The sequence below is a fragment of the Cupriavidus consociatus genome (genome assembly GCF_017814975.1).
GTDB classification, from domain to species: domain Bacteria; phylum Pseudomonadota; class Gammaproteobacteria; order Burkholderiales; family Burkholderiaceae; genus Cupriavidus; species Cupriavidus consociatus.
On the sequence record NZ_JAGIQA010000017.1, the window covers coordinates 43,467 to 68,112 of the forward strand.

Genomic DNA, 24,646 nt, shown 5'->3' on the forward strand with positions numbered 1-24,646 from the left:
GCGCGGCGGCTCCGGCGCCTCTTGCGCGCCCGGCCGCGCGCGCCGCCATCAGTGCCTTTCCAACCCGGTTTGTCCCCGACGATCGCCACGATTTCGCAATGCCAGTGATGAATGCCCACGCCCCGGAACTCGCCGCCAGCCTTGAATCCTTGCAGGCCGGCGGAATCGTCTGTGCCCCCGCCGGGCTCGGATTGATCCGCGTGGCCGGCGACGATGCCGCCAGCTTCCTGCACACCCAGCTCACCAATGCGGTCGAGGACCTGGAGCCGGGCGCCGCGCGCCTGGCAGGCTACTGCTCGCCCAAGGGGCGCCTGCTTGCCTCCTTCCTGATGTGGCGTGATGCCGCAGGCATCGTGCTGCAGCTGTCCGCCGATATCCAGGCCGCGGTGCAGAAGCGGCTGTCGATGTTCGTGCTGCGCTCCAAGGCCAAGCTGGGCGATATCACGCCCGCCAGCGCCATCTTCGGTGTTGCCGGTGCCGGTGCCGCCGACGCATTGGCCGCCGCGAACCTGCCGGCGCCGCAAGCGGACTTTGCCGTGGCCGAGGCCGACGGCATCACCGTGATCCGCCTGCCGGGTGCCGCCGGGCACCCACGCTGGCAACTGGTGCTGCCCGCCGAGCGCGCCGAGGCCGTGCGCGCGGCGCTGGCCGGCAAGCTGCGGGACGCGCCGGCGGTGCTGTGGGACTGGCTGGAAGTGCAGTCCGGCCTGCCCCGCATCGTTGCCGCGACGCAGGAGCAGTTCGTGCCGCAGATGATCAATTTCGAGCTGGTCGGCGGCGTGAATTTCCGCAAGGGCTGCTACCCGGGCCAGGAAATCGTCGCGCGCAGCCAATACCGCGGCACGCTCAAGCGCCGCATGTGGCTGGTGCAGGGCGAAGGCGAGGTGCCGGCGCCCGCGGCGGAGATCTACCGGCCCGAAGACCCCGGCCAGCCATGCGGCATGATCGTCAACGCCGCGCCCGCGCCGCAGGGCGGCTGGGCGGGGCTGGCCGAGCTGAAGATCGATGCCGCCGCCAGCGCGCTGCGGCTGGGCAGCGCCGAAGGCCCGGCGCTGGCGACGGCCACCCTGCCCTACGACGTGCCGCTGGGTGAAGCCGCCCAGGCGGCGGGCTGACTTTCAGAAGCGGGACCTTGCCATGAGCGACCACCTGTTCGTCTATTTCCGCGTGCCCGAGGCCGTTGCCGCCGAAGCGCTGCCGCTCTGGCACCGCTGGATGGAGACGGTTGCCGAGGCGACCGGAATTGGTGGTACGCTGATGCGCAGGCCCGAGACCCGAGCCGGCGTGCAGACCTGGATGGAAAGCTACGCCGACATCCCGCCCGCCTTCGATGTCACGCTGGCCGGCCTGTGGCGCCAGAGCGGGCTGGACCAGTGGGTGGACGGCGAGCGGCAGGCCGAACACTTTATCGACCTGGACGTGCTGTAGCGTCCCGGTAACTGCCGAAACGCGAAGTACGCCGGAATCCCCGCGCCCCCAAGCGCCCCCGGCGGCAAAGGAAGTCGAACGATGTGCCTGATCCTGGTTGCCTGGCAATCCCACCCGGACTATGCCCTGGTCGTCGCCGGCAACCGCGATGAATTCTATGTCCGCCCCGCGGCGGCCGTGCACTGGTGGCAGGATGCGCCGCAGGTGCTGGCCGGACGCGACCTGGCGGAAGTCATCGGCGAGCCCGGCACCTGGATGGGCGTCAACGCCGACGGGCGTTTTGCCGCACTGACCAATTACCGCGCCCCTTCCGAGAAACGCACCGACGCGCGCTCGCGCGGCGAGCTGGTGGCCGGCTTCCTGCGCGGCCATGACGCGCCGTTCGATTATCTCGACGGGCTGGCCGGCCAGGACGGCTGCTACAACGGCTTCAACCTGCTTGCCTGTGACCTGCGCGAACTCTGGTGGTACAGCAACCGCTCGGCCACGCGCCAGCCACAGAAGCTTCGACCGGGCCTGTACGGGTTGTCCAATGCGCTGCTCGACACCCCCTGGCCCAAGGTGCGCAGCCGCGTTGGCGCGCTTGCCGAGGTGCTGGCGGCCGACAGCGGGCGGGCCGGTGCCAGCGCCGAGCCCTACCTGCAGATGCTGGCTGACGAGCGCCAGGCGGCGGATTTCGAGCTGCCCTCCACCGGCGTCGCGCCGGAGTGGGAGAAGCTGCTGTCGTCGGCATTCATCCGCTCGGCGTCATACGGCACCCGCGCCAGCACGGTGCTGCGCGTGCGTCACGATGGACGCTTCGACCTGAGCGAACGCAGCTTCGACGCCACCGGCCGCATCGGCGAGGTGTCCTACCACGGCAAGCTGAACCTGCCGCGCGACACCCGCATCGTGCAGGCGCCGCGGTAACAGCGGCGGCGGACGCTCAGCCCGCCAGCCGCTTGCGCATCTCGATATGGGGGATGCCGGCTTCCTCGAATTCCTCCCCTGACCGGGCAAACCCGGCGCGCAGATAGAACGGCGCGGCGTGGGTCTGGGCATTCAGCACCAGTTCCGGATAGCCCAGTTGCACGGCCTTCTCCATCAGCGCCTGCAGCACCTGCGCGCCGACACCGGTGCCGCGCGCCGCCTTGAGCACGGCCATGCGGCCGATATGGCCGTCGGGTAACAGCCGGCCGGTGGCCACCGGCGTGCCATCCTCGGGCAGCGCCAGCGCGTGCCAGCTGGGCTCGTCCCATTCGTCCCATTCCAGTTCCACCGGCACGTTCTGCTCTTCGACGAACACGGTGTAGCGGATGGCGCGGGCACGTTCGCGCGCTTCGGACCAGGGGCAGATCAGGACGGTGACTGGCATGTGGTTGGTGGTTGAGGTCTGGCTTGAGTATCAACAATCCCGGACGGGCGCCCATGATACGCCAGCCCCGGGCAGGCGGCGAAGCACCAAAGTGGAGCATTGGCAACGGGAAACGCACCACACTAGGGTTTGCCCGGGGTCGGCATCGTCCTGGCAAATTTGTATGATGACCTGATTACCGAATAACCCGGGGAATCCGTATGTTCCAGAAAGTCCCTGCCCGTGCGCTGACCGACAACGTCGCCGAACAACTGCTGGACAAGATCCAGAACGGCGCCTTTGCCCGCGGCGACAAGCTGCCCACCGAGGCGGTGCTGTCCGAAGAGTTCGGCGTCAGCCGCACCGTGGTGCGCGAGGCGATTTCCCGGCTGAAGTACGAAGGCGTGGTCGAGTCGCGCCAGGGCAGCGGCGTGTTCGTGACGCTGCAGGCCGGCATCCGGCCGCTGCGCATCGACTACACCGACACCGGCACGCTGGAATCGGTGCTGCAGATCGTCGAGCTGCGCCGCGCGATCGAGGCCGAGGTGGCCGCGCAGGCCGCCCGCCGCCGCACCGATGCGTCGATGGCCGCCATCGATGCCGCGCTGGCCCGCATCGACGAGGAAGTCGGTCAAGGCGGCGACGGCGTGGCCGCGGACGTGGCCTTCCATCGCGCCATCGCCGGCGCCACCGGCAACCCCTACTTCCTGAAAACGCTGGAATTCCTCAGCCAGTACCTGGAAACGGCCACCCGCGTGACCCGGACCAACGAGGCGCGCCGCGCCGACTTCTCGCGCCAGGTGCGCGAGGAACACCAGGCCATCGTCGCAGCGATCCGCGCCGGCGACCCGCTGGCCGCGCGCAATGCCGCGCAGAACCACATGTACAACGCCGCCCGCCGGCTGGCCCAGCTGGGCGCCGACGAGGATGCCGATGGTAGCGGCGCCGCCGGCGATGAAGCCGCCGGCACGCGGGGCGCGTCGAACTGACGCCGTCCGCACCCTTCAAGCCTTTCCCGTATCAGATTCAGGAGTCCCTCTATGTCCAGGAATATCGGCGTCATCGGCCTTGGTGCCATGGGCTTTGGTGTCGCGCAGTCGCTGCTGCGTGCCGGTTTCAACGTGCACGCCTGCGACCTGCGCCCCGAAGTGCTGCAGCGCTTTGCCGATGCAGGCGGCGTGCCGTGCGCGTCGCCCGCCGAACTGGGCAGCCGCTGCGACGTGGTGCTGACGCTGGTCGTCAACGCGCAGCAGACCGAGGCCGTGCTGTTCGGCGCCAAGGGCGCAGTGGCCGAAATGCAGCCGGGCAAGCTGGTGATTGCCAGCGCCACGGTGCCGCCGGGCTTTGCCGAATCGCTGGGCCGCCGCCTCGCTGAACAGGGCCTGCTGATGCTGGACGCGCCGGTCTCCGGCGGGGCCGCGCGCGCCGCCAGCGGCGAAATGACCATGATGACCTCGGGCCCCGCCGAAGCCTACGCACTGGCCGAGGACGTGCTGGCCGCCATCGCCGGCAAGGTATACCGCCTGGGCGCCGCACATGGCGCGGGCTCGAAGGTCAAGATCATCAACCAGCTGCTGGCCGGCGTGCATATCGCCGCCGCGGCCGAGGCGATGGCGCTCGGCATGCGCGAAGGCGTGGACCCGGACGCGCTCTATGACGTGATCACGCACAGTGCCGGCAACTCGTGGATGTTCGAGAACCGCGTGCCCCATATCCTGAAGGGCGACTACACCCCGCTGTCGGCGGTCGATATCTTCGTCAAGGACCTGGGCATGGTGCTCGACACCGCGCGCACCAGCAAATTCCCGCTGCCGCTGTCGGCCGCCGCGCACCAGATGTTCATGATGGCTTCCACCGCCGGCCATGGCGGCGAGGACGATTCGGCCGTGATCAAGATCTTCCCGGGCATCGAACTGCCGGGCAAGGCCGAATAAGGAGCCCAGACGATGACCGCGCTCCTGGGCTGTATCGCCGACGACTTTACCGGTGCCACCGACCTCGCCAACACGCTGGTGCGCAATGGCATGCGCACCGTGCAGACCATCGGCGTGCCCGAATCCATGGCCGATATCGGCGCGGCCGACGCACTGGTGGTCGCACTGAAATCGCGCACCATTCCCGCCGCCGAGGCCGTGGCGCAGTCGCTGGCCGCGCTGCAATGGCTGCGCGCGCAGGGCTGCCGCCAGTTCGTGTTCAAGTACTGCTCGACCTTCGATTCGACCGATGCCGGCAATATCGGTCCGGTCGCCGAAGCACTGCTGGCCGCGCTGGACAGCGATTTCACCATCGCCTGCCCCGCCTTCCCCGAGAACGGCCGCACCATCTTCCGCGGCCACCTGTTCGTGGGCGACGCGCTGCTGAATGAGTCGGGCATGGAGCACCATCCGCTGACGCCAATGACCGATGCCAGCCTGGTGCGCGTGCTGCAACGCCAGAGCCAGGGCAAGGTCGGCCTGCTGCGCTACGACGCCGTGGCGCGCGGTGCGCAGGCCACGGCCGACCGCATCGCGGCGCTGCGCCACGACGGCGTGCGGCTGGCGATTGCCGATGCGGTATCTGACGCCGACCTGTTCACGCTGGGCGAAGCCTGCGCCGGCCTGCCGCTGATCACCGGCGGCTCCGGCATCGCGCTGGGCCTCCCCGAGAATTTCCGCCGCGCCGGCCTGCTGCCGCAGCGTGGCGATGCCGACGCGGTCCCTGCCGTCGACGGCCCGGGCGTGGTGCTGGCAGGCAGCGCCTCGCGCGCGACCAACGGGCAAGTGGCCCGCTGGCTGGAGCAAGGCCGCCCGGCGCTGCGCATCGACCCGCTGGCGCTGGCGCGCGGCGAAGCCGTGGCCGAAGCCGCGCTGGACTTCGCCGCCTCGCACGACCAGCCGGTGCTGGTCTACGCCACTTCCAGCCCCGACGAAGTCAAGGCCGTGCAGGCCGAACTGGGTGTGGAGCGCGCCGGCCATTTGGTCGAGCAATGCCTCGCCACCGTCGCCGCCGGCCTGCTCGCACGTGGCACGCGCCGCTTTGTCGTTGCCGGAGGCGAGACTTCCGGCGCCGTGGTGCAGGCGCTGAACGTGCGAGCGCTGCGCATTGGCACGCAGATCGCCCCCGGCGTGCCGGCCACGGTCACGCTCGGCGCCACGCCGCTGGCACTGGCGCTCAAGTCGGGCAACTTCGGCGGCCCGGATTTCTTTGACGAGGCGCTGCGCCAGCTGGGAGGCCAGTGATGAGCACCGAAAGCAAGCTGCGCGAAGAGATCTGCCGCATCGGCGCCAGCCTCTACCAGCGCGGCTATACCGTCGGCTCGGCCGGCAATATCAGCGCGCGGCTGGACGATGGCTGGCTGATCACCCCGACCGATGCGTGCCTGGGCATGATGGATCCCGCCGCGGTTGCCAAGGTGGCCACGGACGGCACCTGGGTGTCGGGCGACAAGCCGTCCAAGACGCTCACGCTGCATCGCGCGATCTACGACAACAACCCCGGGGCGCACGCCGTGGTGCACACGCACTCGACGCACCTCGTGGCCCTGACGCTGGCCGGTGTCTGGCAACCGGACGACGTACTGCCGCCGCTCACGCCGTACTACGTGATGAAGGTCGGCCATATCCCGCTGATTCCCTATCACCGGCCCGGCGATCCCGCGGTCGCCGCGCGCGTGGCCACGCTGGCCGCGCAAGTGCGCGGCGTGCTGCTGGAGCGCCTCGGGCCGGTGGTATGGGAGTCCAGCGTCTCGCGCGCCGCGTTCGCGCTGGAAGAACTGGAGGAGACCGCCAAGCTATGGATGATGATGAAGGACACGCCGGGTTTCGCCGCCCGCGCGGCACTGCCCGACGGCGCACTGGCTGAGTTGCGCGACGCCTTCCAGGCGCGCTGGTAGCACTGCCACCCGTTTTTTCCGACTGACCACGGCCATACGGATTCAACCGGCGCGGTTGCCTTGCGGCCACCGTGCGGGGCACGCGCATGCCTGCGCTTTGCGTGGCCGCCACGATTACTAGACCAGACTGACTCTACCCGGAGACCACCGATGCCATCCAACCAACCGGCGGCCAGCGTGCCCGCCTTCGACACCCTGGGCGGCAACGCCCGGCTCGACACCGACACCCAGATCGAGAAACGCGCCTACAACAAGGTGTTCTGGCGCATCATGCCGTTCCTGATGCTGTGCTACGTGGTCGCCTACCTCGACCGCGTCAACGTGGGTTTCGCCAAGCTGCAGATGGGCCAGGACCTGGCCTTTTCCGAGACCGTGTTCGGCCTCGGCGCCGGCCTGTTCTTTATCGGCTACTTCCTGTTCGAGGTGCCCAGCAACCTGCTGATGCACAAGATCGGCGCGCGCATCTGGATCGCGCGCATCATGATCACCTGGGGCATCATCTCGGCGCTGTTCGTGTTCGTGCAGACGCCGACCCAGTTCTACGTGATGCGCTTCCTGCTCGGCCTGGCCGAGGCGGGCTTCTATCCCGGCGTGATCCTGTACCTGACCTACTGGTACCCGGCCAACCGCCGCGCCAAGATGATCGCGCTGTTCATGTCGGGCATCCCGGTCGCCGGCATGTTCGGCAACCCGCTGTCGGGCTGGATCATGGATGCCTTCAATGGCACGCATGGCATGAGCGGCTGGCAATGGATGTTCCTGCTGGAAGCCCTGCCCGCGCTGGTGATCGGCGTGGTGACGATCTTTGTGCTGCGCGATGGCATCGACAAGGCACCGTGGCTCAGCGCCGATGAAAAGCGCGTGCTCAAGCGCAATGTCGAGGAAGACCAGCAGAAGGCAGGCGCCGCCGCCGGTCAGGCCCACGGCCACTCACTGGGCGCTGTGTTCAGCGACCGCCGCGTGTGGTGGATGTGCCTGATCTACTTCTGCTTCGTCACCGGCCAGTATGCGCTGACCTTCTGGATGCCCACGCTGGTCAAGGCCAGCGGCGTCACCGGCAACCTGAAGATCGGCCTGCTGTCGGCAATCCCGTTTATCTGCGCCATCGTCGTCATGAACATCCTCGGCCACAGCGCCGATGCGCGCCAGGAACGCCGCTGGCACCTGATCGTGCCGGCGCTGATGGGTGCGGCGGGCTTTGCCATTGCCGCCTCGTTCACCAACAATACGACCGTGTCCATCGCCGCGCTGTCGCTGGCTGCCGCCGGGGTGCTGACCTGCGCGCCGCTGTTCTGGTCGCTGCCCACCGCATTCCTGTCCGGCATCGCCGCCGCCTCCGGCATCGCCGTCGTGAACTCGGTCGGCAACCTCGCCGGTTTCGTCTCGCCGTACATGGTCGGCGCGCTCAAGGACCTGACGCACAGCACGCAGCTGCCGATGTACGTGCTGTCCGCGATCCTGGTGGTCGGCGCCGTGCTGGTGTGGCTGACGCCGGCTAAACTGGTCAATCGCTGAAATCCGGCCGGCCCGGTCGCGCTGACTGCGACCGGGCCGGCTTCGTCCTACGCCCTGGAGTTCCCATGCCGCGCTTCGCCGCAAATCTCTCGATGATGTACAACGAGCACGCTTTCCTGGATCGCTTCGCCGCCGCCGCGGCGGACGGCTTCCAGGCGGTGGAGTACCTGTTCCCGTACGAGCACCCCGCCGCCGAGCTGCGCGCGCGCCTGGACGCGAACGGTCTCACGCAGGCGCTGTTCAACGCCCCGCCGGGCGACTGGGCAGCCGGTGAGCGCGGGCTGGCGTCGCTGCCGGGACGCGAGGCGGAATTCCGCGACGCCGTCGGTCGCGCGCTGGAATACGCCAGCGTGATCGGCAATGACCGCGTGCACGTGATGGCAGGCCTGGTGCCAGCCGATGCCGACAGCGCGCGCTACCGTGCCACCTACCTGGAAAACGTCGCGTTCGCCGCGAAAGCCGCCGCCGCGCAGGGCGTGACCATCGTGCTGGAGCCGATCAACACGCGCGACATGCCGGGCTATTTCCTGAACCGCCAGGACGACGCGCAGGCGATCTGCAAGGAAGTCGGCGCGGCCAACCTGAAGGTGCAGTTCGATTGCTACCACTGCCAGATTGTCGAAGGCGATATCGCGATGAAGCTCAGGCGCGACATGCCCGGCATCGGCCATATCCAGATTGCCGGCGTGCCCGAGCGCCATGAGCCGGACCTGGGCGAGCTGAACTACCCGTACCTGTTCGACCTGATCGACACGCTCGGCTACCAGGGCTGGATCGGCTGCGAATACCGCCCGCGCGCCGGCACGTCCGAAGGGCTGGGCTGGCTCAAGCCCTACCTCGGCCGCTGATCCAACAACCATTACCGATCTCTTGCCATGAACGTACTGATTACCGGCGGCGCCGGCTTCCTCGGCCTGCAACTCGCCCGCCTGCTGCTGCAACGCGGCACCCTGAACCTGGATGGCCAGGCCATCGCCTTCGACCGCCTGACGCTGCTCGACGTGGTCGCGCCGCAAGGGCTGGACGATGCGCGCGTGCGCGTGGTGACCGGCGACCTGTCCGACCCGGCAGTGCTGCGCCAGGCCATCGACCAGGATACCGGCGCGGTGTTCCACCTCGCCGCCGTCGTGAGCGGCCAGGCCGAGGCGGATTTCGAGCTGGGCATGCGCGTCAACCTTGACGCCTCGCGCGCGTTGCTCGAAACCTGCCGCGAGCTGGGCCACAAGCCGCGCGTGCTGTTCACCAGCTCGGTCGCGGTCTATGGCGGCGAGCTGCCGCCGGTGGTGCAGGACGACACCGCGCTGAATCCGCAATCGTCGTACGGCGTGCAGAAGGCGATCGGCGAACTGCTGCTGTCGGACTACAGCCGCCGCGGCTTCGTCGACGGCCGCGTGCTGCGCCTGCCGACCATCAGCGTGCGCCCGGGCAAGCCCAACGCGGCGGCCTCGTCGTTCGCCAGCGGCATCATCCGCGAGCCGCTGGCGGGCGTGGCGGCAAACTGCCCCGTGGCGCCGGATACGAAGCTGTGGCTGCTGTCGCCGCGCGCGGCGGTGGCGGCGCTGGTCAACGGCATCGAGCTGGCCGGCGAACGACTGGGCAACCGCCGCGTGGTCAACCTGCCGGGACTGTCGGTGACAGCGGCGGGCATGGTCGACGCACTACGCCGCGTGGCCGGCGATGCGGTGGCGGATCGCGTGACGTGGGAACGTGAAGGGCGCGTCGAGAAAATCGTCGGCACGTGGCCGGCGGCGTGGAATGCCGAGCGGGCGCTGTCGCTGGGGTTCGAGAGCGATGCCAGCTTTGATGCGGTGATCCGGGCTTATATGGAGGATGCGGGGGTGGGGAAGTAAGCTGACGCCGCGGCAAACTAGTCGTACGCAGCGGGAGCTTGCCATCACCCCCTGCAATCGCACCCCTCTCCCGCGAAGTGGGAGAGGGGTGGGGGTGAGGGCCGGAGCTTCCACGACGTCAAGCGCGTCGGTATGCCAGCGCCTGCCCTCACCCCCTGCCCCTCTCCCGCGAGCGGGAGAGGGGAGCAAACAAGCGGGATATGAAACCTCGTCGGGGCGGGCTACCCCGCCGGCTTCACCACCTCATACCCCTCGATAATCTCCCGCACCACCCCCGGGATCGCCGCCGACTTCTGCGTCGCCGGATCCGCGCACACATAGACGATTTCACCGGTGATCAGGTGCTCGTCGCCCCGGTACATCTCCACCCGGAACAACATGCTGGACCGCCCCAGCCGTGCCATGCGCCCGCGCAGTTCCAGCTCATCGTCAAAGCGCGCCGATGCGTGATACTCCAGCGTGGACTTGACCACGAAGATATCGACACCGTGCGCGTGCAGCACGTCCTCCGGATAGCGGATCCCGAGCGCACGCCAGTACTCGGTCACGCAGATATCGCAATACGTCAGGTAGTGCGCATTGAAGACGATCGACTGCGGGTCGACTTCGGACCAGCGTACGCGCAGCGGGATGGTATGGCGGAACGCCTCTTTGGCCATTGACGTGGTCTCCTTGGTTGTTTTTCGGCGCGATGCAAAACATCAGGCCGCCGTCCCGCCGGCACAGGGCCGGCAGGCGCGGGCGGCCTGATTGAACGCAACCGGCGCTGGCTTACTGCGGCTTGGCCAGGCCCAGCTTCTCGATGATCGCCTTTTCCTTCTTGACGGTTTCGGCGGCGAACTGCGCGTACTGCTGGCTGTTCATGTAGAACGGCTCCATGTCGAACTTGGCCAGCGATTCGCGGTAGTTGGGCATTTCCATCGCCTTCTTGAAGGCGTCATGCAGCTTCTGCACGATCTTCGGATCCGTGCCCTTGGGCGCGACCAGGCCGAACGGCGAGGTCTGCACGATGCCCATGCCCAGTTCCTTCAGCGTCGGCACATTGGGGAAGCGCGCCGAGCGCTTTTCGCCCCAGGTCGACAGCAGGCGCAGCTTGCCCTGCTCCACGTACGGCGCCCAGGCCGGCGTGTCCGCCACCGACATCACGTGGCCGCCCAGCAGCGCCTGCATCGACTCGGCATTGCCCTTGTATGGGATGTGCGAGAACTGCACGCCCTGCTTCAGCGCCAGCTCTTCCATGGTCAGGTGCAGTGTGGTCATGCTGCCCGGCGAGCCGTAGGTCAGCTTGCCGGGATTGGCCTTGGCGTAGGCGACGTACTCCTGCATGGTCTTGATCGGCGAATCGGCCGGCACCACCAGGCCGAACGAATAGCCGGCCAGGTTGATGATGTAGCTCAGGTCCTTGACCGGATCCCAGTTGATCTTGGTGGTGTACGGCAGGCGATAGACCGGCATGGCGACCTGCGCCAGCGTGTAGCCGTCGGGCGCGGTGGCCTGCATCATCTGCGCGGGCAGCACGCCACCTGCGCCGGGCTTGTTCTCGACGATCACCGGCTGGCCCAGGATCTTGGACGCGTTCTCGGCCAGGACGCGGAACGGGATGTCGGTGGAGCCGCCGGCGGTATAGCCGATCACCAGGCGGATCGGGCGCTGCGGGAACTTGTCGGCCTGTGCCTGGGCAGGCATGGCGGCCAGGCCGATGGCTGCGGTGGCGGCGGCGAGGCCCGCGCGGGCGATAAATTGGCGGCGTTGCATTTGACTAGGTCTCCTTGTGCTGCAAGTCACTGCTGGAAAGGTCGGTGCTGCGTGTTTTCAGGATTGGCCGAAGGCGGCACGCAGCGCGGCGACGGCATCGGCATGCGCCTGCGCCACCGCCGGCACGAACCGGCCCAGCTTGAAGAAATCATGGATCATGCCCGGGTAGTCCGCCAGCGTTGCCGGCACGCCGGCGGCGCGCAGCTTGGCGGCGTAGGCGACGCCCTCGTCATGCAGCGGGTCGTAGCCCGCCACGGCGATCCAGGCGGGGCACACATTGCGCACGTCGGCGCCGGTGCCGCCACCATCCAGCGGGGCGAAGCGCCAGTCGTCGCGGCTGGCTTCCTGGTCCAGGTACTGCGCGAAGAACCAGCGGATCATTTCGGCGGTCAGCAGGTACCCCTCGGCCAGCGCGCGGTGCGATGGCGTGTCCTGGCGCGCGCAGGTGCCGGGATACAGCAGCATCTGCAGCACGGGGGCGTGCCCCGCGTTGCGCGCCTCCACGGCGCTGGCCGCGGCCAGCGTGCCGCCGGCGCTATCGCCGCCCAGCGCAATGCGGGCCGGGTCGGCCCCCAGCCGCCCGGCCTCGGCATAGATCCAGTGCAGCGCGTCGAATGCATCGTTGGCAGCGGTGGGAAAGCGCCATTGCGGCCCGAGGCGGTAATCCACTGCCAGCACCATGCAATCGGCCTGGCCGCACAGCAGCCGGCACAGCGCATCGTGCGAGTTGACGCTGCCGACCGTAAAGCCGCCGCCGTGGAAGTACACCAGCAGCGGCAGCGGCTCGGCCCAGCTGGCCTCGCGCGGCGTATACAGCCGCGCCGGGATGGCATGGCCGTCACGCGCGGGCACGTGCAGGTCTTCAATCGCGTGCACGGCGGGCGGGCTGATGTCGAGGATCGGCGCACTTTTCTCGTAGGCGATCTTGGCGTCCTCCGGATCCAGTGCGTGGATCGGTGGCCGCTTGGCGCGGGCGATCAATTCCAGCAACTGCGCCACCTGCGGGTCGAGCGGAGCCGATGGCCGGCCAGGCCTTTGGTTGACGGAGGAAGGTACGGCGGACATGGGAAATCGGTTAAATCCGGGCTTCGAGTGCAACGACAAGCGTGTCGAGCATGCCGCCCGCATCGGTGGAAGTTCGAATAGTGAACGATCGTTCGATTTTAGTATGATGCCAGATGTTTCTGAAACAAGGCAGTACGAGATAACCCCGAAACCCTCACGCCGGCCCGCCACACGAGCCAGTTTTTGCGCGATGATCGGCTGGACGCGCGGCGCGGGACACAGCAAACCATTGAAACCGAAGGCGGCGCGCCTGGCCAGTGCCTTACCCTGACCCCGGTTCGCGGCAGATCCCTGCAGGAGACAAGCAAATATGGCGTTCATCTACTATCTGACCCACATCCACCTGGATTTCGGCGCGGTCAACCTGCTCAAGTCGGAATGCGAGCGCATCGGCATCCGCCGTCCGCTGCTGGTCACCGACAAGGGCGTGGTTGCGGCCGGCGTGGCGCAGCGCGCCATCGACGCCATGCAAGGCCTGCCGGTCGCGGTATTCGACGAGACCCCGTCGAACCCGACCGAGGCGATGGTGCGCAAGGCCGCGGAGCAATACCGCGAAGCCAACTGCGACGGGCTGGTGGCCGTTGGCGGCGGATCGTCGATCGACCTGGCCAAGGGCATCGCCATCCTCGCCACGCATCCGGGCGAGTTGACCACCTATGCCACCATCGAAGGCGGCAGCAGCAAGATCACCGACCAGGCCGCACCGCTGATCGCCGTGCCGACCACCTCGGGCACCGGCAGCGAAGTGGCGCGTGGCGCGATCATCATCCTGGACGACGGGCGCAAGCTGGGCTTCCATTCATGGCACCTGCTGCCCAAGTCAGCCATCTGCGATCCGGAGCTGACGCTGGGCCTGCCTGCCGGATTGACCGCGGCCACCGGCATGGACGCGATCGCGCACTGCATCGAGACCTACCTCGCCCCCGCCTTCAATCCGCCCGCCGACGGCATCGCGCTGGACGGACTGGAGCGCGGCTGGACCCATATCGAGCGCGCCACCCGCGACGGCCAGGACCGCGATGCGCGGCTGAACATGATGAGCGCATCGATGCAGGGCGCGATGGCCTTCCAGAAGGGGCTGGGCTGCGTGCATTCGCTGTCGCACCCGCTCGGCGGGCTGAAGATCGACGGCCGCACCGGCCTGCATCACGGCACGCTCAACGCGGTGGTGATGCCGGCGGTGCTGCGCTTCAACGCCGATGCGCCCACGGTGGTGCGCGACGACCGCTACGCGCGCTTGCGCCGCGCCATGCATCTGCCCGACGGCGCCGATCTCGCGCAGGCCGTGCACGACATGACCGCACGCCTGGGCCTGCCCACCGGCCTGCGCCAGATGGGCGTCACCGAGGACATGTTCGACAAGGTGATCGCCGGCGCGCTGGCCGACCATTGCCACAAGACCAACCCGAAAGAAGCCAGCGCGGCGGATTATCGGCGTATGCTTGAGCAATCCATGTAGTGCATAGCAGCAAGGTGGCCCGCCGGCACCGCGGCGGGCGCGCTCTCAAACCAGGAGACGATATGACCGGCGAGCACCTGCAGGTAGTCCATGGCGACATCACCCGGATGGAAGTCGATGCCATCGTCAACGCGGCCAACAGCGGGCTGCTGGGCGGCGGCGGCGTCGACGGCGCCATCCACGGGGCCGGCGGCCCCGCCATCATGGAGGCCTGCCGCGCGATCCGCGACGCGCAGGGCGGCTGCCCCACCGGCGAGGCGGTTATCACCACGGGCGGGCGCCTGCCCGCGCCGTACGTGATCCACGCGGTCGGCCCGGTCTGGCATGGCGGCGGCAAGGGCGAGGACGAACAACTTGCCGACGCCTACCGCAACAGCATCCGCGTGGCCGCTCAGCACCACCTGCGCACGCTCGCCTTCCCCAACATCAGCACGGGCATCTACGGCTTCCCGCGCGAGCGCGCGGCGGATATCGCCATCGCCGCGGTGCGCGAAGCGCTCGCGGCAGCGCCCGAGATCGAGCAGGTGACCTTCGTCTGCTTCGACGACGAGAACTACCGCCTGTACCGCGAGCGCCTGGCCTGACGCTGGCCGCCGGGGCCGGCATCAGGCCTGATGGCGCGCATACCGGATGCGCGCCATGTCTTCGCCACGCGGCTAGCCCGCTGGCAGTGCGCGGCGGATCAGCAGGTTGACGTGCTCCGGCTGCTCGTGGACGACCCAGTGGGTGCCGTCCGGAATGCGCTCCAGGCGCAGGTCCGTGACAAAGTCCTCCAGGCCATTGAGCAGGGATTTCGGCAAGGCGCGGTCGCGTTCGCCCCAGATCACCAGCGTCGGCACGCGGATGACAAACCTGGCCGGATCGAGCTGCGACAGATCCGGCCCCGCGTCGCCATCGGCCGGCGGCCGCATCGGCGAGGCGCGGTAGAAGTTGACGCCGCCGGTCAGCGGATGCACCCCCTCCTCGCCAGGCTGCGACCACGCGGCGTGGTAGCGCTCGCGTGTCTCCGGCGTGTACCACGCGGCCGGCTTGCCGTCGGCGTCGGCCAGCATGCGGTCCAGCAGCGCAAAGTCGTTGGCGGCCAATGCCTTTTCCGAACCGGACTTGCGCAGCCAGTTCATGTAGGCGGAGGCGGCCTGCTGCTCCGGATCGGTGGCCAGTGCGCGCGCGAACAGGTATGGATGTGGGGAGTTGATGATGACGAGCTGGCGCACGAGTTGCGGGAACTGGATCGCCAGGTTCCAGCAGATCGCACCGCCCCAGTCGTGCGCCACCACGATTGCCTGGTCATAGCCCAGCGCACCGATGAACTGCACCAGGTCTTCGACGATATGGCGCGGCCGGTAGGACTCTACGTCGCCCGGTTTGCTCGACAGGTTGTAGCCGCGCAGGTCGGGCGCGACGGCGAAGTGCGTGTGCCCGAACTCGGCCAGCTGGGCTTCCCATTCGTACCAGAACTCGGGGAATCCGTGCACGAACAGCATCAGCGGCTTGCCGCGCTCGCCCGCGCTGGCGTAGTGCAGCCGGGTGCCGTTGGACAGGCTGGCGTATTGCAGGTGCCGGATAACGGCGGGGGCGGCCATGGTGGTCTCCATGTGCGTGGCTCCTCGTTGGTGGCGTTGGCGAGTCAGGCGCGCAGCGCGGCCACGAGGCCCGCACGGACTTCGGGCTTGTCGGCAAAGGGATCGCCGGGGTTGCGCGGCCCGACGATGTCCTCGAAGCGCTGGCGCACCGGCGCCAGTGCCTGCGGATGCGAATAAATATAGAAGCTATCGGCGCGGATGGCATCGAAGGTTGTCTGCGCGACCTCGGCCGCGGTCACCTTGCCCGAGCCCACCGCCTTGTCCGACAGCGCCTGCGACACCAGCTGTGAGCGCGTCGGCGGCGCCTGGTTGGCCAGCTCCGCCGGCCGGTTGCGCTGCGACTGGCTGATGCCGGTGGGCACGAAGTACGGGCACAGTACCGAGCAGCGCACCTGCTCGGTGACAAGGCCCAGATCCTGGTACAGCGTTTCCGACAGCGACACCACGGCGTGCTTGGACACGTTGTACACGCCCATCGCCGGCGGGTTCAGCAAGCCTGCCATCGACGCGGTGTTGACGATATGGCCCTGGTACGACGGGTCCTTTTCCGCGGCGGCCAGCATCAGCGGGGTGAAGATGCGCACGCCGTGGATCACGCCGTAGAGATTGACGCCGAGCACCCATTCCCAGTCCTGCAGCGAGTTTTCCCAGAGCAGTCCGCCTGCGCCCACGCCGGCATTGTTGAACAGCAGGTTGACTTGCCCGAATGCCTCCACTGCCGCGTCCGCCAGCGCCTGCACCTGCTCGGCGCGCGACACGTCGGTGCGCAGCCCGATCACCGGCACGTTGCGTGCCTTGAATTCGGCCACGGTTGCATCCAGCGCGTCTTCCTGCACGTCGGCGAGCACCAGCTTCATGCCGAGATCCGCCCCGATGCGGGCGAATTCCTTGCCGAACCCCGAAGCACCGCCGGTGATGACGGCTACCTTGTTGGAAAAATCCTTCATGTCGTCTGTCCTGTCGCGTGAAATCAATAGGGGGATGGCCGCGCGCAGCGGCGCAGCGCCGGTTCAGGCGGCGCGCTGCACCTGGTAGCCCTGCCGCGGGAAATGCACGTTGAGCGCGCCCGCGCGCGGGTCCTGCCGGCGCAGCGTGACGCGGTGCGGGCCCAGCGCCAGCAGCACGCCGGCGACGGGGTCGCGCGCGTAGTCGGTGGGCGTGACCGTGACCGGGTCGCCCGGCTGCAGCCCTTCGCCCTCGCGCACGCCTTCTTCGAGCGCTACCGGGTCGGCGCTGAGCGCCATGCCGATGGCCTGCTCGCCATCGATCACGCGCGGACGCCCGTGGCCGAAGATATTCATGCGCGCATACCACGCCTGCAGCCTGGGATAGGCCTCCAGCATCTGCGCCAGCGCGCCGGCGCGGCGGATAAACCAGAGGTTGTGGTACAGCGAAAAGTCCGCCACGGACAGCAATGGCCCGGCAACATGCTCCACGCCCGCGGCGAACTGCGCTTCGACCCTGCCAAAGGTATCGTGCAGCTGCGCGATGGCCTCGGGCAGCGGCATGCGCAGAGCGCTGGTGTCGCCACGCATGGCCTTGCGGTCGGCGACAAAGGCCTGGATCTGCGCCGGCGACAGATGGCCCAGCATGCTGGCGACGCCGGCCGGCTGGAATACGTAAGTCACCGCGGCGGTAAACAGCGCACTGTCGAACCATGCCGCCATCATGCGCGCCGTCGCGGCCTGCGCGGGCGGGTATAGCGGCGTGGCCGGCGCCATCGTGTCGATGATTTCGCAGATCAGTGCCGTGTCGCAATAGATATCGGCGCCGACCTGCATCACCGGCGTGCGGCGGTAGCCGCCGGTCAGCGCCAGCAGGTCGGGCTTGGGCAGGATGGCGGGGATTTCCACTGCCTGCCACGCCAGCCCCTTGGCGCCCAGCAACAGCCGCACCTTTTCCGAGAACGGCGAAGTTGCGTACTGGTGAAGGATGATGTCTGCCATGCTGCCACCTCACGGTTGTGGATCGACTGCAGGGATGGCCGCCATGCGGCGGCCGCATTGCAACGCTTTGTGGCGGCCGCTCAGTCCAGCAAATCGGGTTGTTCCTTGACGATGCGCGCGTACAGCGGCTGGAACTGGAACCAGCCCGCCTGCGCGGTGCCGACGATCGAATACGCCTGCCGGGCGGCAGCGTCGGCAATCACCTTCAGCGGCGCCTGCCTGCGCGCCGCGGCGGCTTCGGCCAGCAACTGCACCTGGCAGGAGCGCTCCATGGTGATGAACCACCACGCCGCCTCGTCCACGGTCTTGCCGACCGTCAGCAGGCCGTGGTTCTGCAGGATCGCCGCCTTGTTCTGCCCGAGCGCGTTGGCGATGCGCTGGCCCTCGTCCAGTTCCACCACCACGCCGCCAAAGTCGTCATAGACCGCGTGGTCGTTGTAGAAAGCGCACACGTCCTGCGTCAACGCATCGAGCGGGCGGCCGAGCGTCGACCAGGCGCGGCCATAGGTGCTGTGCGAGTGCGCGGCAGCGACTGCGTCGGGACGGGTCTGATGCACGCGCGAATGGATCGCAAAGGCCGCGGCATTGACCGGGTAGTCGCCCTCCACCACGTCGCCGTGGTGGTCGCACCGGATCAGGTTCGAGACCTTGACCTGGCTGAAATGCACGCCAAACGGATTGACCCAGAAGGTGTCGGGGAACTCGGGATCGCGCGCGGTGATATGGCCGGCCACGCCTTCGTCGAAGCCGAATTTCGAAAACAGGCGGAAGGCGGCGGCCAGGCGCTGCTTGCGATGCAGGCGCTCCTCGCCCACGGTGGCAAACTGCGGCGGCCGCGGCAGGTTGCGGTAGCGGGCCTTGACCTCTTCGGGCAGGCCGGCGCCGATGTCATCGCTTGTGTCTTGCTGGACTTGCGGAACTTGCGGGGCATTCATGGGTGTCTCCTCCTCTTGTCTTGCCTGCGCTGTCTTGCCTGCGCTGTCTTGCCTGCGCTGTCTTGCCTGCGTTCGCTGCCCGGCGCGCCCCTCGGGACGCGGCGTGCCGGTGCTGCGCTCAGACCAGCTTGACCAGCTGCTTGCCGAAGTTCTTGCCCTTGAGCAGGCCCATGAAAGCTTCCGGCGCGCTGGCCAGTCCTTCGGCAATGCTTTCGCGGAACTTCAGCTTGCCTTGTGCAACCGCGGTGCCGAGCTCCTTCAGCGCCTGCGGCCAGACTTCCATGTGCTCGGAGACGATAAAGCCCTCGATCGTCAGGCGCGAAACCAGGATCAGCTGCGGGTTCTTCAGTGGCAGCGGCTGGCCGTCATAGCCGGCGATCATGCCGCACATGGCGATGCGGCCGAAGGCATTCATGCGCGACAGCACCGCGTCGAAGATCTCGCCGCCGACGTTCTCGAAATAGCCGTCGATGCCGTCGGGCGTGGCTTCCTTGAGCATGGTGTAGAGCTCTTTCGGGTCTTTCGCCGCCTTGTAGTCGATACAGGCATCGAAGCCCAGCTCATTGACCACGTAGTCGCACTTGTCCTTGCCGCCGGCAAAGCCCACCGCGCGGCAGCCCGCCAGCCTGGCCAGCTGTCCCACCACGCTGCCGACCGCGCCCGACGCGGCGCTGACCGCAATGGTCTTGCCCGCCTTCGGCTGGATGATCTTGTTCAGGCCATACCATGCGGTCACGCCCGGCATGCCGACCGAGCCGAGGTAGGCCGACAGCGGGATATGCGTGGTATCGACCGGCTGCAGGCCGGTGCCGTCGCTGACGCCCATTTCCTGCCAGCCGAACATGCCGACCACCTTGTCGCCCGGCTTGAACTTGCTGTTCTTGCTTTCCACCACTTCGCCGACGGTGCCGCCGATCATCACCTCATTGAGCGGCTGCGGCGCGGCATACGACTTGCTGTCGTTCATGCGGCCGCGCATGTAGGGATCGAGCGACAGGTAATGGTTGCGCACCAGCACCTGGCCGTCGGCGATCTGCGGCACGGGTACTTCTTCCAGCCGGAAATTGGCCGGCGTCACCGCGCCCTCGGGACGCGAGGCCAGGACGATGCGCTTGAACGTGTTGGACATGGTCGGGTTCCTTCCAATGGGAGATGGAAACTGCATGGAAACAGCTGATGCGGGGCATGGACCGCCCCGCATGTCCTGGCGCCGGCGCTCAGCCGTCGGCGCCGGTATCGGTTTCGCCCGGGCGCTGCGGCGGCATGCGCCGGATGTACTTGAACGTGCCCGAGCCGCGCGCCACGGTCTTGCCGTCGGCATCGACGATCTCGGCCTCGCAGAACACCATGGTGGTGGTGCGATGCACTGTGGTACCGCGCGCGGTCAGATGGCCGCGGCCCGGCGCCATGAAGCTGCTCTTCATTTCGATGGTGACCACGCCGCGGCCATCGGCGTCGCTGCTGCGGCCGGCCACCGCCATGGCCACGTCGAGCAGCGTCATGATCACGCCGCCGTGGGCCATGTCCCAGCTGTTCTGGTGGCGCTTTTCGACCGGCAGCGAGATCTCGCTGCGCCCGCCTTCCGCGACGGTGCAGGTCACGCCGAGGTCGGCGAGGAACGGGATATGGCTCAGGGAGCCGGTGTACTGGTTCATGGCGATGCGAGTGGAAGTGGGGGTTGGAGAGGCGCCGGCGGCAGCTTGCCCGCCGGTACCGATCCCGCATTATTGCCGCAAACGCCGGCAGTCGCTCACACCGCGCTCAGACCGCGCTGACGCCGCCGTCGACCGCGAGGATCTGCCCGGTGATGTGCTTGCCGGCATCGCTGGCAAACAGCAGCGCGGCGCCCTTGAGGTCTTCGTCGTCGCCCAGGCGGTGCAGCGGCACGCCGGCGCACATCGCTTCGACGCCCATGCGCTCGAGCGAGCCCTTGGTCATCTTCGACGGGAAGAAGCCCGGCGCCAGCGCGTTGACGGTGATGTTGTGCTCGCCCCACTCGCCCGCCAGCGTGCGGGTGAAGTTGACCACCGCGCCCTTCGAGGTGTTGTAGGCGATGGTCTCCATCGACCCCGGCGGATTGCCGGCCAGGCCCGCGATCGACGCCACGTTGATGATGCGGCCGTAGCGGCGCGGGATCATCGACAGCTTGCCGATGCGCTGGCTCAGCAGGAACAGGCCGCGGATATTCAGGTTCATCACCTTGTCCCACGCTTCCACCGGATGGTCTTCGGCCGGGGCGCCCCAGGTAGCGCCGGCGTTGTTGACCAGGATGTCGACGTGGCCAAGCCTGGCGATGGCCTCGTCGGCCAGCCGGATGATCTCGGATTCCTGCGAGCCGTCGGCGGCGATCCAGTCAGCCTCGATGCCGAGGCCCTTCAGGTGTTCCTGCGCCGCGCGCAGCTCGTCGGCCTTGCGCGCCGACAGCACGATACGCGCGCCCTGCTCGCCCAGTGCCTCGGCGATCTGCAGGCCAAGGCCGCGCGAGCCGCCGGTGATCAGCGCGGTCTTGCCCTTCAGGTCAAACAGTTGCTGGATGGTGCGCATGTGTCTCTTCCTTGGTTGTCTTTGAATGATGTAGCAAGCGATCAGAACCAGTGATCAGAACCAGGCGTCCTGCATATCCAGCGTGGTGCGATCGAGCGATGCCAGCAAGTCGAGCTGGGGGCCGACCCTGGGCAGCTCGAAGCGGAAAAAGTACGCCGCCGCCGCCAGCTTGCCGCGATAGAAGTCCTGGTCCTCCTTGCCGCTGGACTGCGCCAGCGCCGCCTGTGCCAGCAGCGCCTGCTCCAGCCAGATCCACGCGACCACCACGTGCCCGAAGGCCTCCAGGTAGACCGACGCGTTGGCCAGCGTCACGTTGGCATCGCCGGCACTCCACAGCGTCTGGGTCACTTCGGCCAGGCGTTTCGTCGCGGCGCCGAGCGCGTGCGCCTGCTGGGCGAGTTCGGCATCGTCCGCGGCCAGTGCGCGGCCGATGGTGGCCTGCACGCGCTCGCCCAGCAGCCTGAACGCGGCGCCATCCTTCATCACCACCTTGCGGCCCAGCAGGTCCAGTCCCTGGATGCCATGCGTGCCTTCGTGGATCGGGTTCAGGCGGTTGTCGCGGTAGAACTGCTCGACGTTGTATTCGCGGGTATAGCCGTAGCCGCCGTGCACCTGGATCGCCAGGTTGTTGGCCTCCAGGCACCATTGCGACGGCCAGCTCTTGGCGATGGGGGTCAGGATGTCGAGCAGCAGCGCCAGGCGCGCGTGCGCTTCCTGGCCGCCCGCGGCGGCAGCGGCTTCTTCCTCGTCCACCAGCCGCGCGCAGTACAGGTTCAGCGCCAGGCCGCCCTCGACATAGCTCTTCTGCGCCAGCAGCATGCGGCGGATATCCGCGTGCTCGACCAGCTTCACCTGCGGGCTGGCAGCGTCCTTCCCGCCGGGCCCGACGGGGCGGCCTTGCGGACGGTTGCGCGCGTAGTCCAGCGCATGCAGGTAGCCGGTATAACCGAGCATCACCGCGCCCAGGCCCACGCCGATGCGCGCCTCATTCATCATGTGGAACATGCAGGCCAGGCCCTTGTGCGGCTCGCCCACCAGGTAGCCGATGGCACCGGCCTTGCCGCCCGGCTGGTACTTCATGCCTTCGCCGAAGTTCAGCAGGCAGTTGGTGGTGCCGCGGTAGCCCATCTTGTGGTTCAGGCCGGCCAGCACCACGTCGTTGTGCTCGCCGAGCGAGCCATCCTCGTTGACCAGGTACTTGGGCACGATGAACAGCGAGATGCCCTTCACGCCCGGGATCAGCTTGCCGTCCGGGCCGGGGATCTTGGCCAGCACCAGGTGGACGATGTTGTCCGACAGCTCGTGCTCGCCGGCGGAAATCCACATCTTGTTGCCGCGCAGGCGGTACTGCGCACCCAGCGGCGATTCGCCTTCATACTCGGCGCGCGTCGTGATATCCGACAGCGACGAGCCGGCCTGCGGCTCCGACAGGCACATGGTGCCGAAGAAGCGCCCTTCCATCTCCGGCTTGACGAAGGTTTCGACCTGCGCCGGCGTGCCGTGCGTCAGCAGCAGGTTGGCGTTGCCGATGGTCAGGAACGGGTAGGAACTGGTGCCGACGTTGGCGCCCTTGAAGTAGGCGAAGCCGGCTTTCTCGACCACCACCGGCAACTGCATGCCGCCCAGTTCGTAATCCTGGCCCGCTGCCATCAGCCCAGCCTCGCAGAAGGCCTTCAGCGCGGTGCTGACCTCGGGGATGATGCTGACGGTCTCGCCGTCGAATTCGGGTTCGTGCTGGTCGTTCTTCTTGTTGTGCGGCGCGAACAGGTCGGTGGCGATCTTCTCGCAGGTGTCCAGCGCGGCATCAAAGGTCTCGCGCGAGTGGTCGGCGTAGCGCGGAATGCGGGTCAGTTCATCGACCTTGAGCCATTCGTACAGAATGAAGTTCAGGTCGCGACGGGAAAGGATCATCGACATGGTGTCTCCAGGCGGAGCGCTGCGTGGGCGCTCGCGAATGCATGTAGCTTACTTGCCCGAACCGCCGGAACCCTGGAATACACCGCGTGGGTGTTCCCTCTCCCGCTCGCGGGAGAGGGTTGGGGTGAGGGCCGGGCGGTACTACGAAGTCCGGGCCGGCGGCATGCCACCGCCTGCCCTCACCCCCTGCCCCTCTCCCGCGAGCGGGAGAGGGGAGCAAACCGGCAGCGCGCCGGCGTCGCTGGCGATTACAGGACTTCGAACAACCCAGCCGCGCCCTGCCCGCCGCCGATGCACATGGTCACCACCACGTACTTCACGCCGCGGCGCTTGCCTTCGATCAGCGCATGGCCGACCAGGCGCGCACCCGACACGCCGTACGGATGGCCCACCGCGATGGCGCCGCCGTTGACGTTGAGGCGGTCCATCGGGATGCCCAGCTTGTCGGCGCAGTACAGCACCTGCACGGCGAAGGCTTCATTCAGCTCCCACAGGCCGATGTCCTCGACCTTCAGGCCGGCCTTCTTCAGCAGCTTGGGCACCGCGAACACGGGACCGATGCCCATTTCGTCCGGCTCGCAACCGGCCACGGCAAAGCCGCGGAACACGCCCAGCGGCTGCAGGCCGCGGGCCTCGGCCACGCGCGCGTTCATCACCACGGCAGCCGAGGCGCCGTCCGAGAACTGCGAGGCATTGCCGGCGGTGATCACGCCGCCCGGCACCGCGCTGCGGATCTTGGCCACGCCTTCCAGCGTGGTGTCGGCGCGGATCCCTTCGTCGCGGTCGATGGTGACTTCCTTCGTCACCAGCTGGCCGGTGGACTTGTCGGCGACGCCGGCAAGCACCGTCATCGGCACGATCTCGTCCTTGAACTTGCCGGCTTCCTGCGCGGCGGCGGCGCGTTGCTGGCTGCGCACGCCGTACTCATCCTGGCGATCCTTCGAGATGCTGTAGCGCTTGGCCACGTTCTCGGCGGTCTGCAGCATGTTCCAGTAGATTTCCGGCTTGTTCTTGACCAGCCAGCTTTCCTGGACCATGTGGCGGTTCATTTCCTGCTGCACGCAGGAGATGCTTTCCACGCCGCCGGCGACGAAGATGTCGCCCTCATCGGCGATCACGCGCTGCGCGGCCATGGCGATGGTCTGCAGGCCCGACGAGCAGAAGCGGTTGACGGTGGCACCGGGCACGGTGACAGGGCAGCCGGCGCGCAGTGCGATCTGGCGCGCAATATTGGCACCGGTGGCGCCTTCCGGGTTGGCGCAGCCCATCAGCACGTCTTCCACTTCGGCGGCGTCGATCCTGGCGCGGGCGATCGCGTGCTGCACGGCGTGGCCACCCAGCGTGGCGCCGTGGGTCATGTTGAAGGCGCCCTTCCAGCTCTTGGCCAGGCCGGTCCGTGCGGTGGATACGATGACTGCTTCGTTCATGTGTTGCTCCTCGGAATC

25 protein-coding genes are annotated in these 24,646 nt (G+C 67.8%); 12 read left to right on the forward strand and 13 right to left on the reverse strand.

What is annotated here, in order from left to right; all coding sequences use genetic code 11:
* Window positions 1-98: 98 nt before the first annotated feature.
* The 3 genes from ygfZ (at window position 99) to J8I82_RS22635 (ending at window position 2,337) form a co-directional block, all read left to right on the forward strand.
* Complete coding sequence (gene ygfZ / locus J8I82_RS22625; protein ID WP_209761120.1) at window positions 99-1,115, forward strand: CAF17-like 4Fe-4S cluster assembly/insertion protein YgfZ; 1,017 nt, start codon at window positions 99-101, stop codon at window positions 1,113-1,115.
* Window positions 1,116-1,137: 22 nt separating this feature from the next.
* A complete protein-coding gene (locus tag J8I82_RS22630; RefSeq protein ID WP_209761121.1) occupies window positions 1,138-1,428 on the forward strand; it encodes a DUF4936 family protein in 291 nt (96 codons plus the stop codon).
* Window positions 1,429-1,509: 81 nt separating this feature from the next.
* The gene (locus tag J8I82_RS22635) at window positions 1,510-2,337 is read left to right on the forward strand and encodes an NRDE family protein (protein ID WP_209761122.1); all 828 of its coding nucleotides are present in this window, start codon (window positions 1,510-1,512) and stop codon (window positions 2,335-2,337) included.
* 16 nt (window positions 2,338-2,353) lie between these two features.
* On the opposite strand, the gene J8I82_RS22640 is transcribed toward J8I82_RS22635, so the two are convergent.
* On the reverse strand, window positions 2,354-2,782 hold the full coding sequence (locus tag J8I82_RS22640; protein ID WP_209761123.1) for a GNAT family N-acetyltransferase: 429 nt from the start codon (window positions 2,780-2,782) through the stop codon (window positions 2,354-2,356).
* Window positions 2,783-2,982: 200 nt separating this feature from the next.
* Between J8I82_RS22640 and J8I82_RS22645 the strand changes: the two genes are divergently transcribed.
* From J8I82_RS22645 to denD, 7 genes are all read left to right on the forward strand, one after another.
* Entirely contained in the window at window positions 2,983-3,750 is a 768-nt protein-coding gene (locus tag J8I82_RS22645; protein ID WP_245180006.1) for a FadR/GntR family transcriptional regulator, read from the forward strand.
* 51 nt (window positions 3,751-3,801) lie between these two features.
* On the forward strand, window positions 3,802-4,695 hold the full coding sequence (gene ltnD, locus J8I82_RS22650; protein ID WP_209761124.1) for an L-threonate dehydrogenase: 894 nt from the start codon (window positions 3,802-3,804) through the stop codon (window positions 4,693-4,695).
* A 12-nt stretch (window positions 4,696-4,707) separates the two neighbouring features.
* On the forward strand, window positions 4,708-5,979 hold the full coding sequence (otnK, locus tag J8I82_RS22655; RefSeq protein ID WP_209761125.1) for a 3-oxo-tetronate kinase: 1,272 nt from the start codon (window positions 4,708-4,710) through the stop codon (window positions 5,977-5,979).
* A complete protein-coding gene (gene otnC, locus J8I82_RS22660; RefSeq protein ID WP_209761126.1) occupies window positions 5,979-6,632 on the forward strand; it encodes a 3-oxo-tetronate 4-phosphate decarboxylase in 654 nt (217 codons plus the stop codon). The genes otnK and otnC overlap by 1 nt, the downstream gene beginning before the upstream one ends.
* 150 nt (window positions 6,633-6,782) lie before the next feature.
* Window positions 6,783-8,147 carry an MFS transporter gene (locus J8I82_RS22665; protein WP_209761127.1) on the forward strand — a complete coding sequence of 455 codons (1,365 nt, stop codon included), beginning with the start codon at window positions 6,783-6,785 and terminating at the stop codon, window positions 8,145-8,147.
* A gap of 65 nt (window positions 8,148-8,212) precedes the next feature.
* Complete coding sequence (otnI, locus tag J8I82_RS22670; protein ID WP_209761128.1) at window positions 8,213-8,995, forward strand: 2-oxo-tetronate isomerase; 783 nt, start codon at window positions 8,213-8,215, stop codon at window positions 8,993-8,995.
* Window positions 8,996-9,022: 27 nt separating this feature from the next.
* Complete coding sequence (denD, locus tag J8I82_RS22675; RefSeq protein WP_209761129.1) at window positions 9,023-9,997, forward strand: D-erythronate dehydrogenase; 975 nt, start codon at window positions 9,023-9,025, stop codon at window positions 9,995-9,997.
* Window positions 9,998-10,218: 221 nt separating this feature from the next.
* Here denD and J8I82_RS22680 read toward each other — a convergent pair whose 3' ends face one another.
* The 3 genes from J8I82_RS22680 to J8I82_RS22690 form a co-directional block, all read right to left on the reverse strand.
* Window positions 10,219-10,656, reverse strand: coding sequence for a YbgC/FadM family acyl-CoA thioesterase (locus J8I82_RS22680; protein ID WP_029048206.1), 438 nt, complete (start codon window positions 10,654-10,656; stop codon window positions 10,219-10,221).
* 112 nt (window positions 10,657-10,768) lie between these two features.
* Window positions 10,769-11,752 carry a tripartite tricarboxylate transporter substrate binding protein gene (locus J8I82_RS22685; protein ID WP_209761130.1) on the reverse strand — a complete coding sequence of 328 codons (984 nt, stop codon included), beginning with the start codon at window positions 11,750-11,752 and terminating at the stop codon, window positions 10,769-10,771.
* Window positions 11,753-11,809: 57 nt separating this feature from the next.
* Window positions 11,810-12,817, reverse strand: coding sequence for an alpha/beta hydrolase (locus J8I82_RS22690; protein WP_209761131.1), 1,008 nt, complete (start codon window positions 12,815-12,817; stop codon window positions 11,810-11,812).
* A gap of 310 nt (window positions 12,818-13,127) precedes the next feature.
* Between J8I82_RS22690 and J8I82_RS22695 the strand changes: the two genes are divergently transcribed.
* Both J8I82_RS22695 and J8I82_RS22700 read left to right on the forward strand, forming a co-directional pair.
* Window positions 13,128-14,276: an iron-containing alcohol dehydrogenase gene (locus J8I82_RS22695; RefSeq protein WP_209761132.1), complete on the forward strand. Its 1,149-nt coding sequence runs from the start codon at window positions 13,128-13,130 to the stop codon at window positions 14,274-14,276.
* A 62-nt stretch (window positions 14,277-14,338) separates the two neighbouring features.
* Window positions 14,339-14,860, forward strand: coding sequence for an O-acetyl-ADP-ribose deacetylase (locus J8I82_RS22700; protein ID WP_209761133.1), 522 nt, complete (start codon window positions 14,339-14,341; stop codon window positions 14,858-14,860).
* 72 nt (window positions 14,861-14,932) lie between these two features.
* Here J8I82_RS22700 and J8I82_RS22705 read toward each other — a convergent pair whose 3' ends face one another.
* The 9 genes from J8I82_RS22705 to J8I82_RS22745 all read right to left on the reverse strand — a co-directional run bounded on the left by J8I82_RS22705 (window position 14,933) and on the right by J8I82_RS22745 (window position 24,628).
* A complete protein-coding gene (locus J8I82_RS22705) occupies window positions 14,933-15,871 on the reverse strand; it encodes an alpha/beta fold hydrolase (protein WP_209761134.1) in 939 nt (312 codons plus the stop codon).
* Between the two features lie 32 nt (window positions 15,872-15,903).
* A complete protein-coding gene (locus tag J8I82_RS22710) occupies window positions 15,904-16,806 on the reverse strand; it encodes an SDR family oxidoreductase (protein WP_209761135.1) in 903 nt (300 codons plus the stop codon).
* A 63-nt stretch (window positions 16,807-16,869) separates the two neighbouring features.
* A complete protein-coding gene (locus J8I82_RS22715; RefSeq protein WP_209761136.1) occupies window positions 16,870-17,805 on the reverse strand; it encodes a glutathione S-transferase family protein in 936 nt (311 codons plus the stop codon).
* Window positions 17,806-17,885: 80 nt separating this feature from the next.
* On the reverse strand, window positions 17,886-18,740 hold the full coding sequence (locus J8I82_RS22720) for a class II aldolase/adducin family protein (protein WP_209761137.1): 855 nt from the start codon (window positions 18,738-18,740) through the stop codon (window positions 17,886-17,888).
* A 118-nt stretch (window positions 18,741-18,858) separates the two neighbouring features.
* Window positions 18,859-19,869, reverse strand: coding sequence for an NADP-dependent oxidoreductase (locus J8I82_RS22725; protein WP_209761138.1), 1,011 nt, complete (start codon window positions 19,867-19,869; stop codon window positions 18,859-18,861).
* An 88-nt stretch (window positions 19,870-19,957) separates the two neighbouring features.
* The gene (locus J8I82_RS22730) at window positions 19,958-20,395 is read right to left on the reverse strand and encodes a PaaI family thioesterase (RefSeq protein ID WP_209761139.1); all 438 of its coding nucleotides are present in this window, start codon (window positions 20,393-20,395) and stop codon (window positions 19,958-19,960) included.
* 106 nt (window positions 20,396-20,501) lie between these two features.
* The gene (locus J8I82_RS22735; protein ID WP_209761140.1) at window positions 20,502-21,284 is read right to left on the reverse strand and encodes an SDR family oxidoreductase; all 783 of its coding nucleotides are present in this window, start codon (window positions 21,282-21,284) and stop codon (window positions 20,502-20,504) included.
* Between the two features lie 54 nt (window positions 21,285-21,338).
* Window positions 21,339-23,201, reverse strand: coding sequence for an acyl-CoA dehydrogenase (locus J8I82_RS22740; RefSeq protein ID WP_209761141.1), 1,863 nt, complete (start codon window positions 23,199-23,201; stop codon window positions 21,339-21,341).
* A 248-nt stretch (window positions 23,202-23,449) separates the two neighbouring features.
* Complete coding sequence (locus tag J8I82_RS22745) at window positions 23,450-24,628, reverse strand: acetyl-CoA C-acyltransferase (protein WP_209761142.1); 1,179 nt, start codon at window positions 24,626-24,628, stop codon at window positions 23,450-23,452.
* Window positions 24,629-24,646 lie beyond the last annotated feature (18 nt).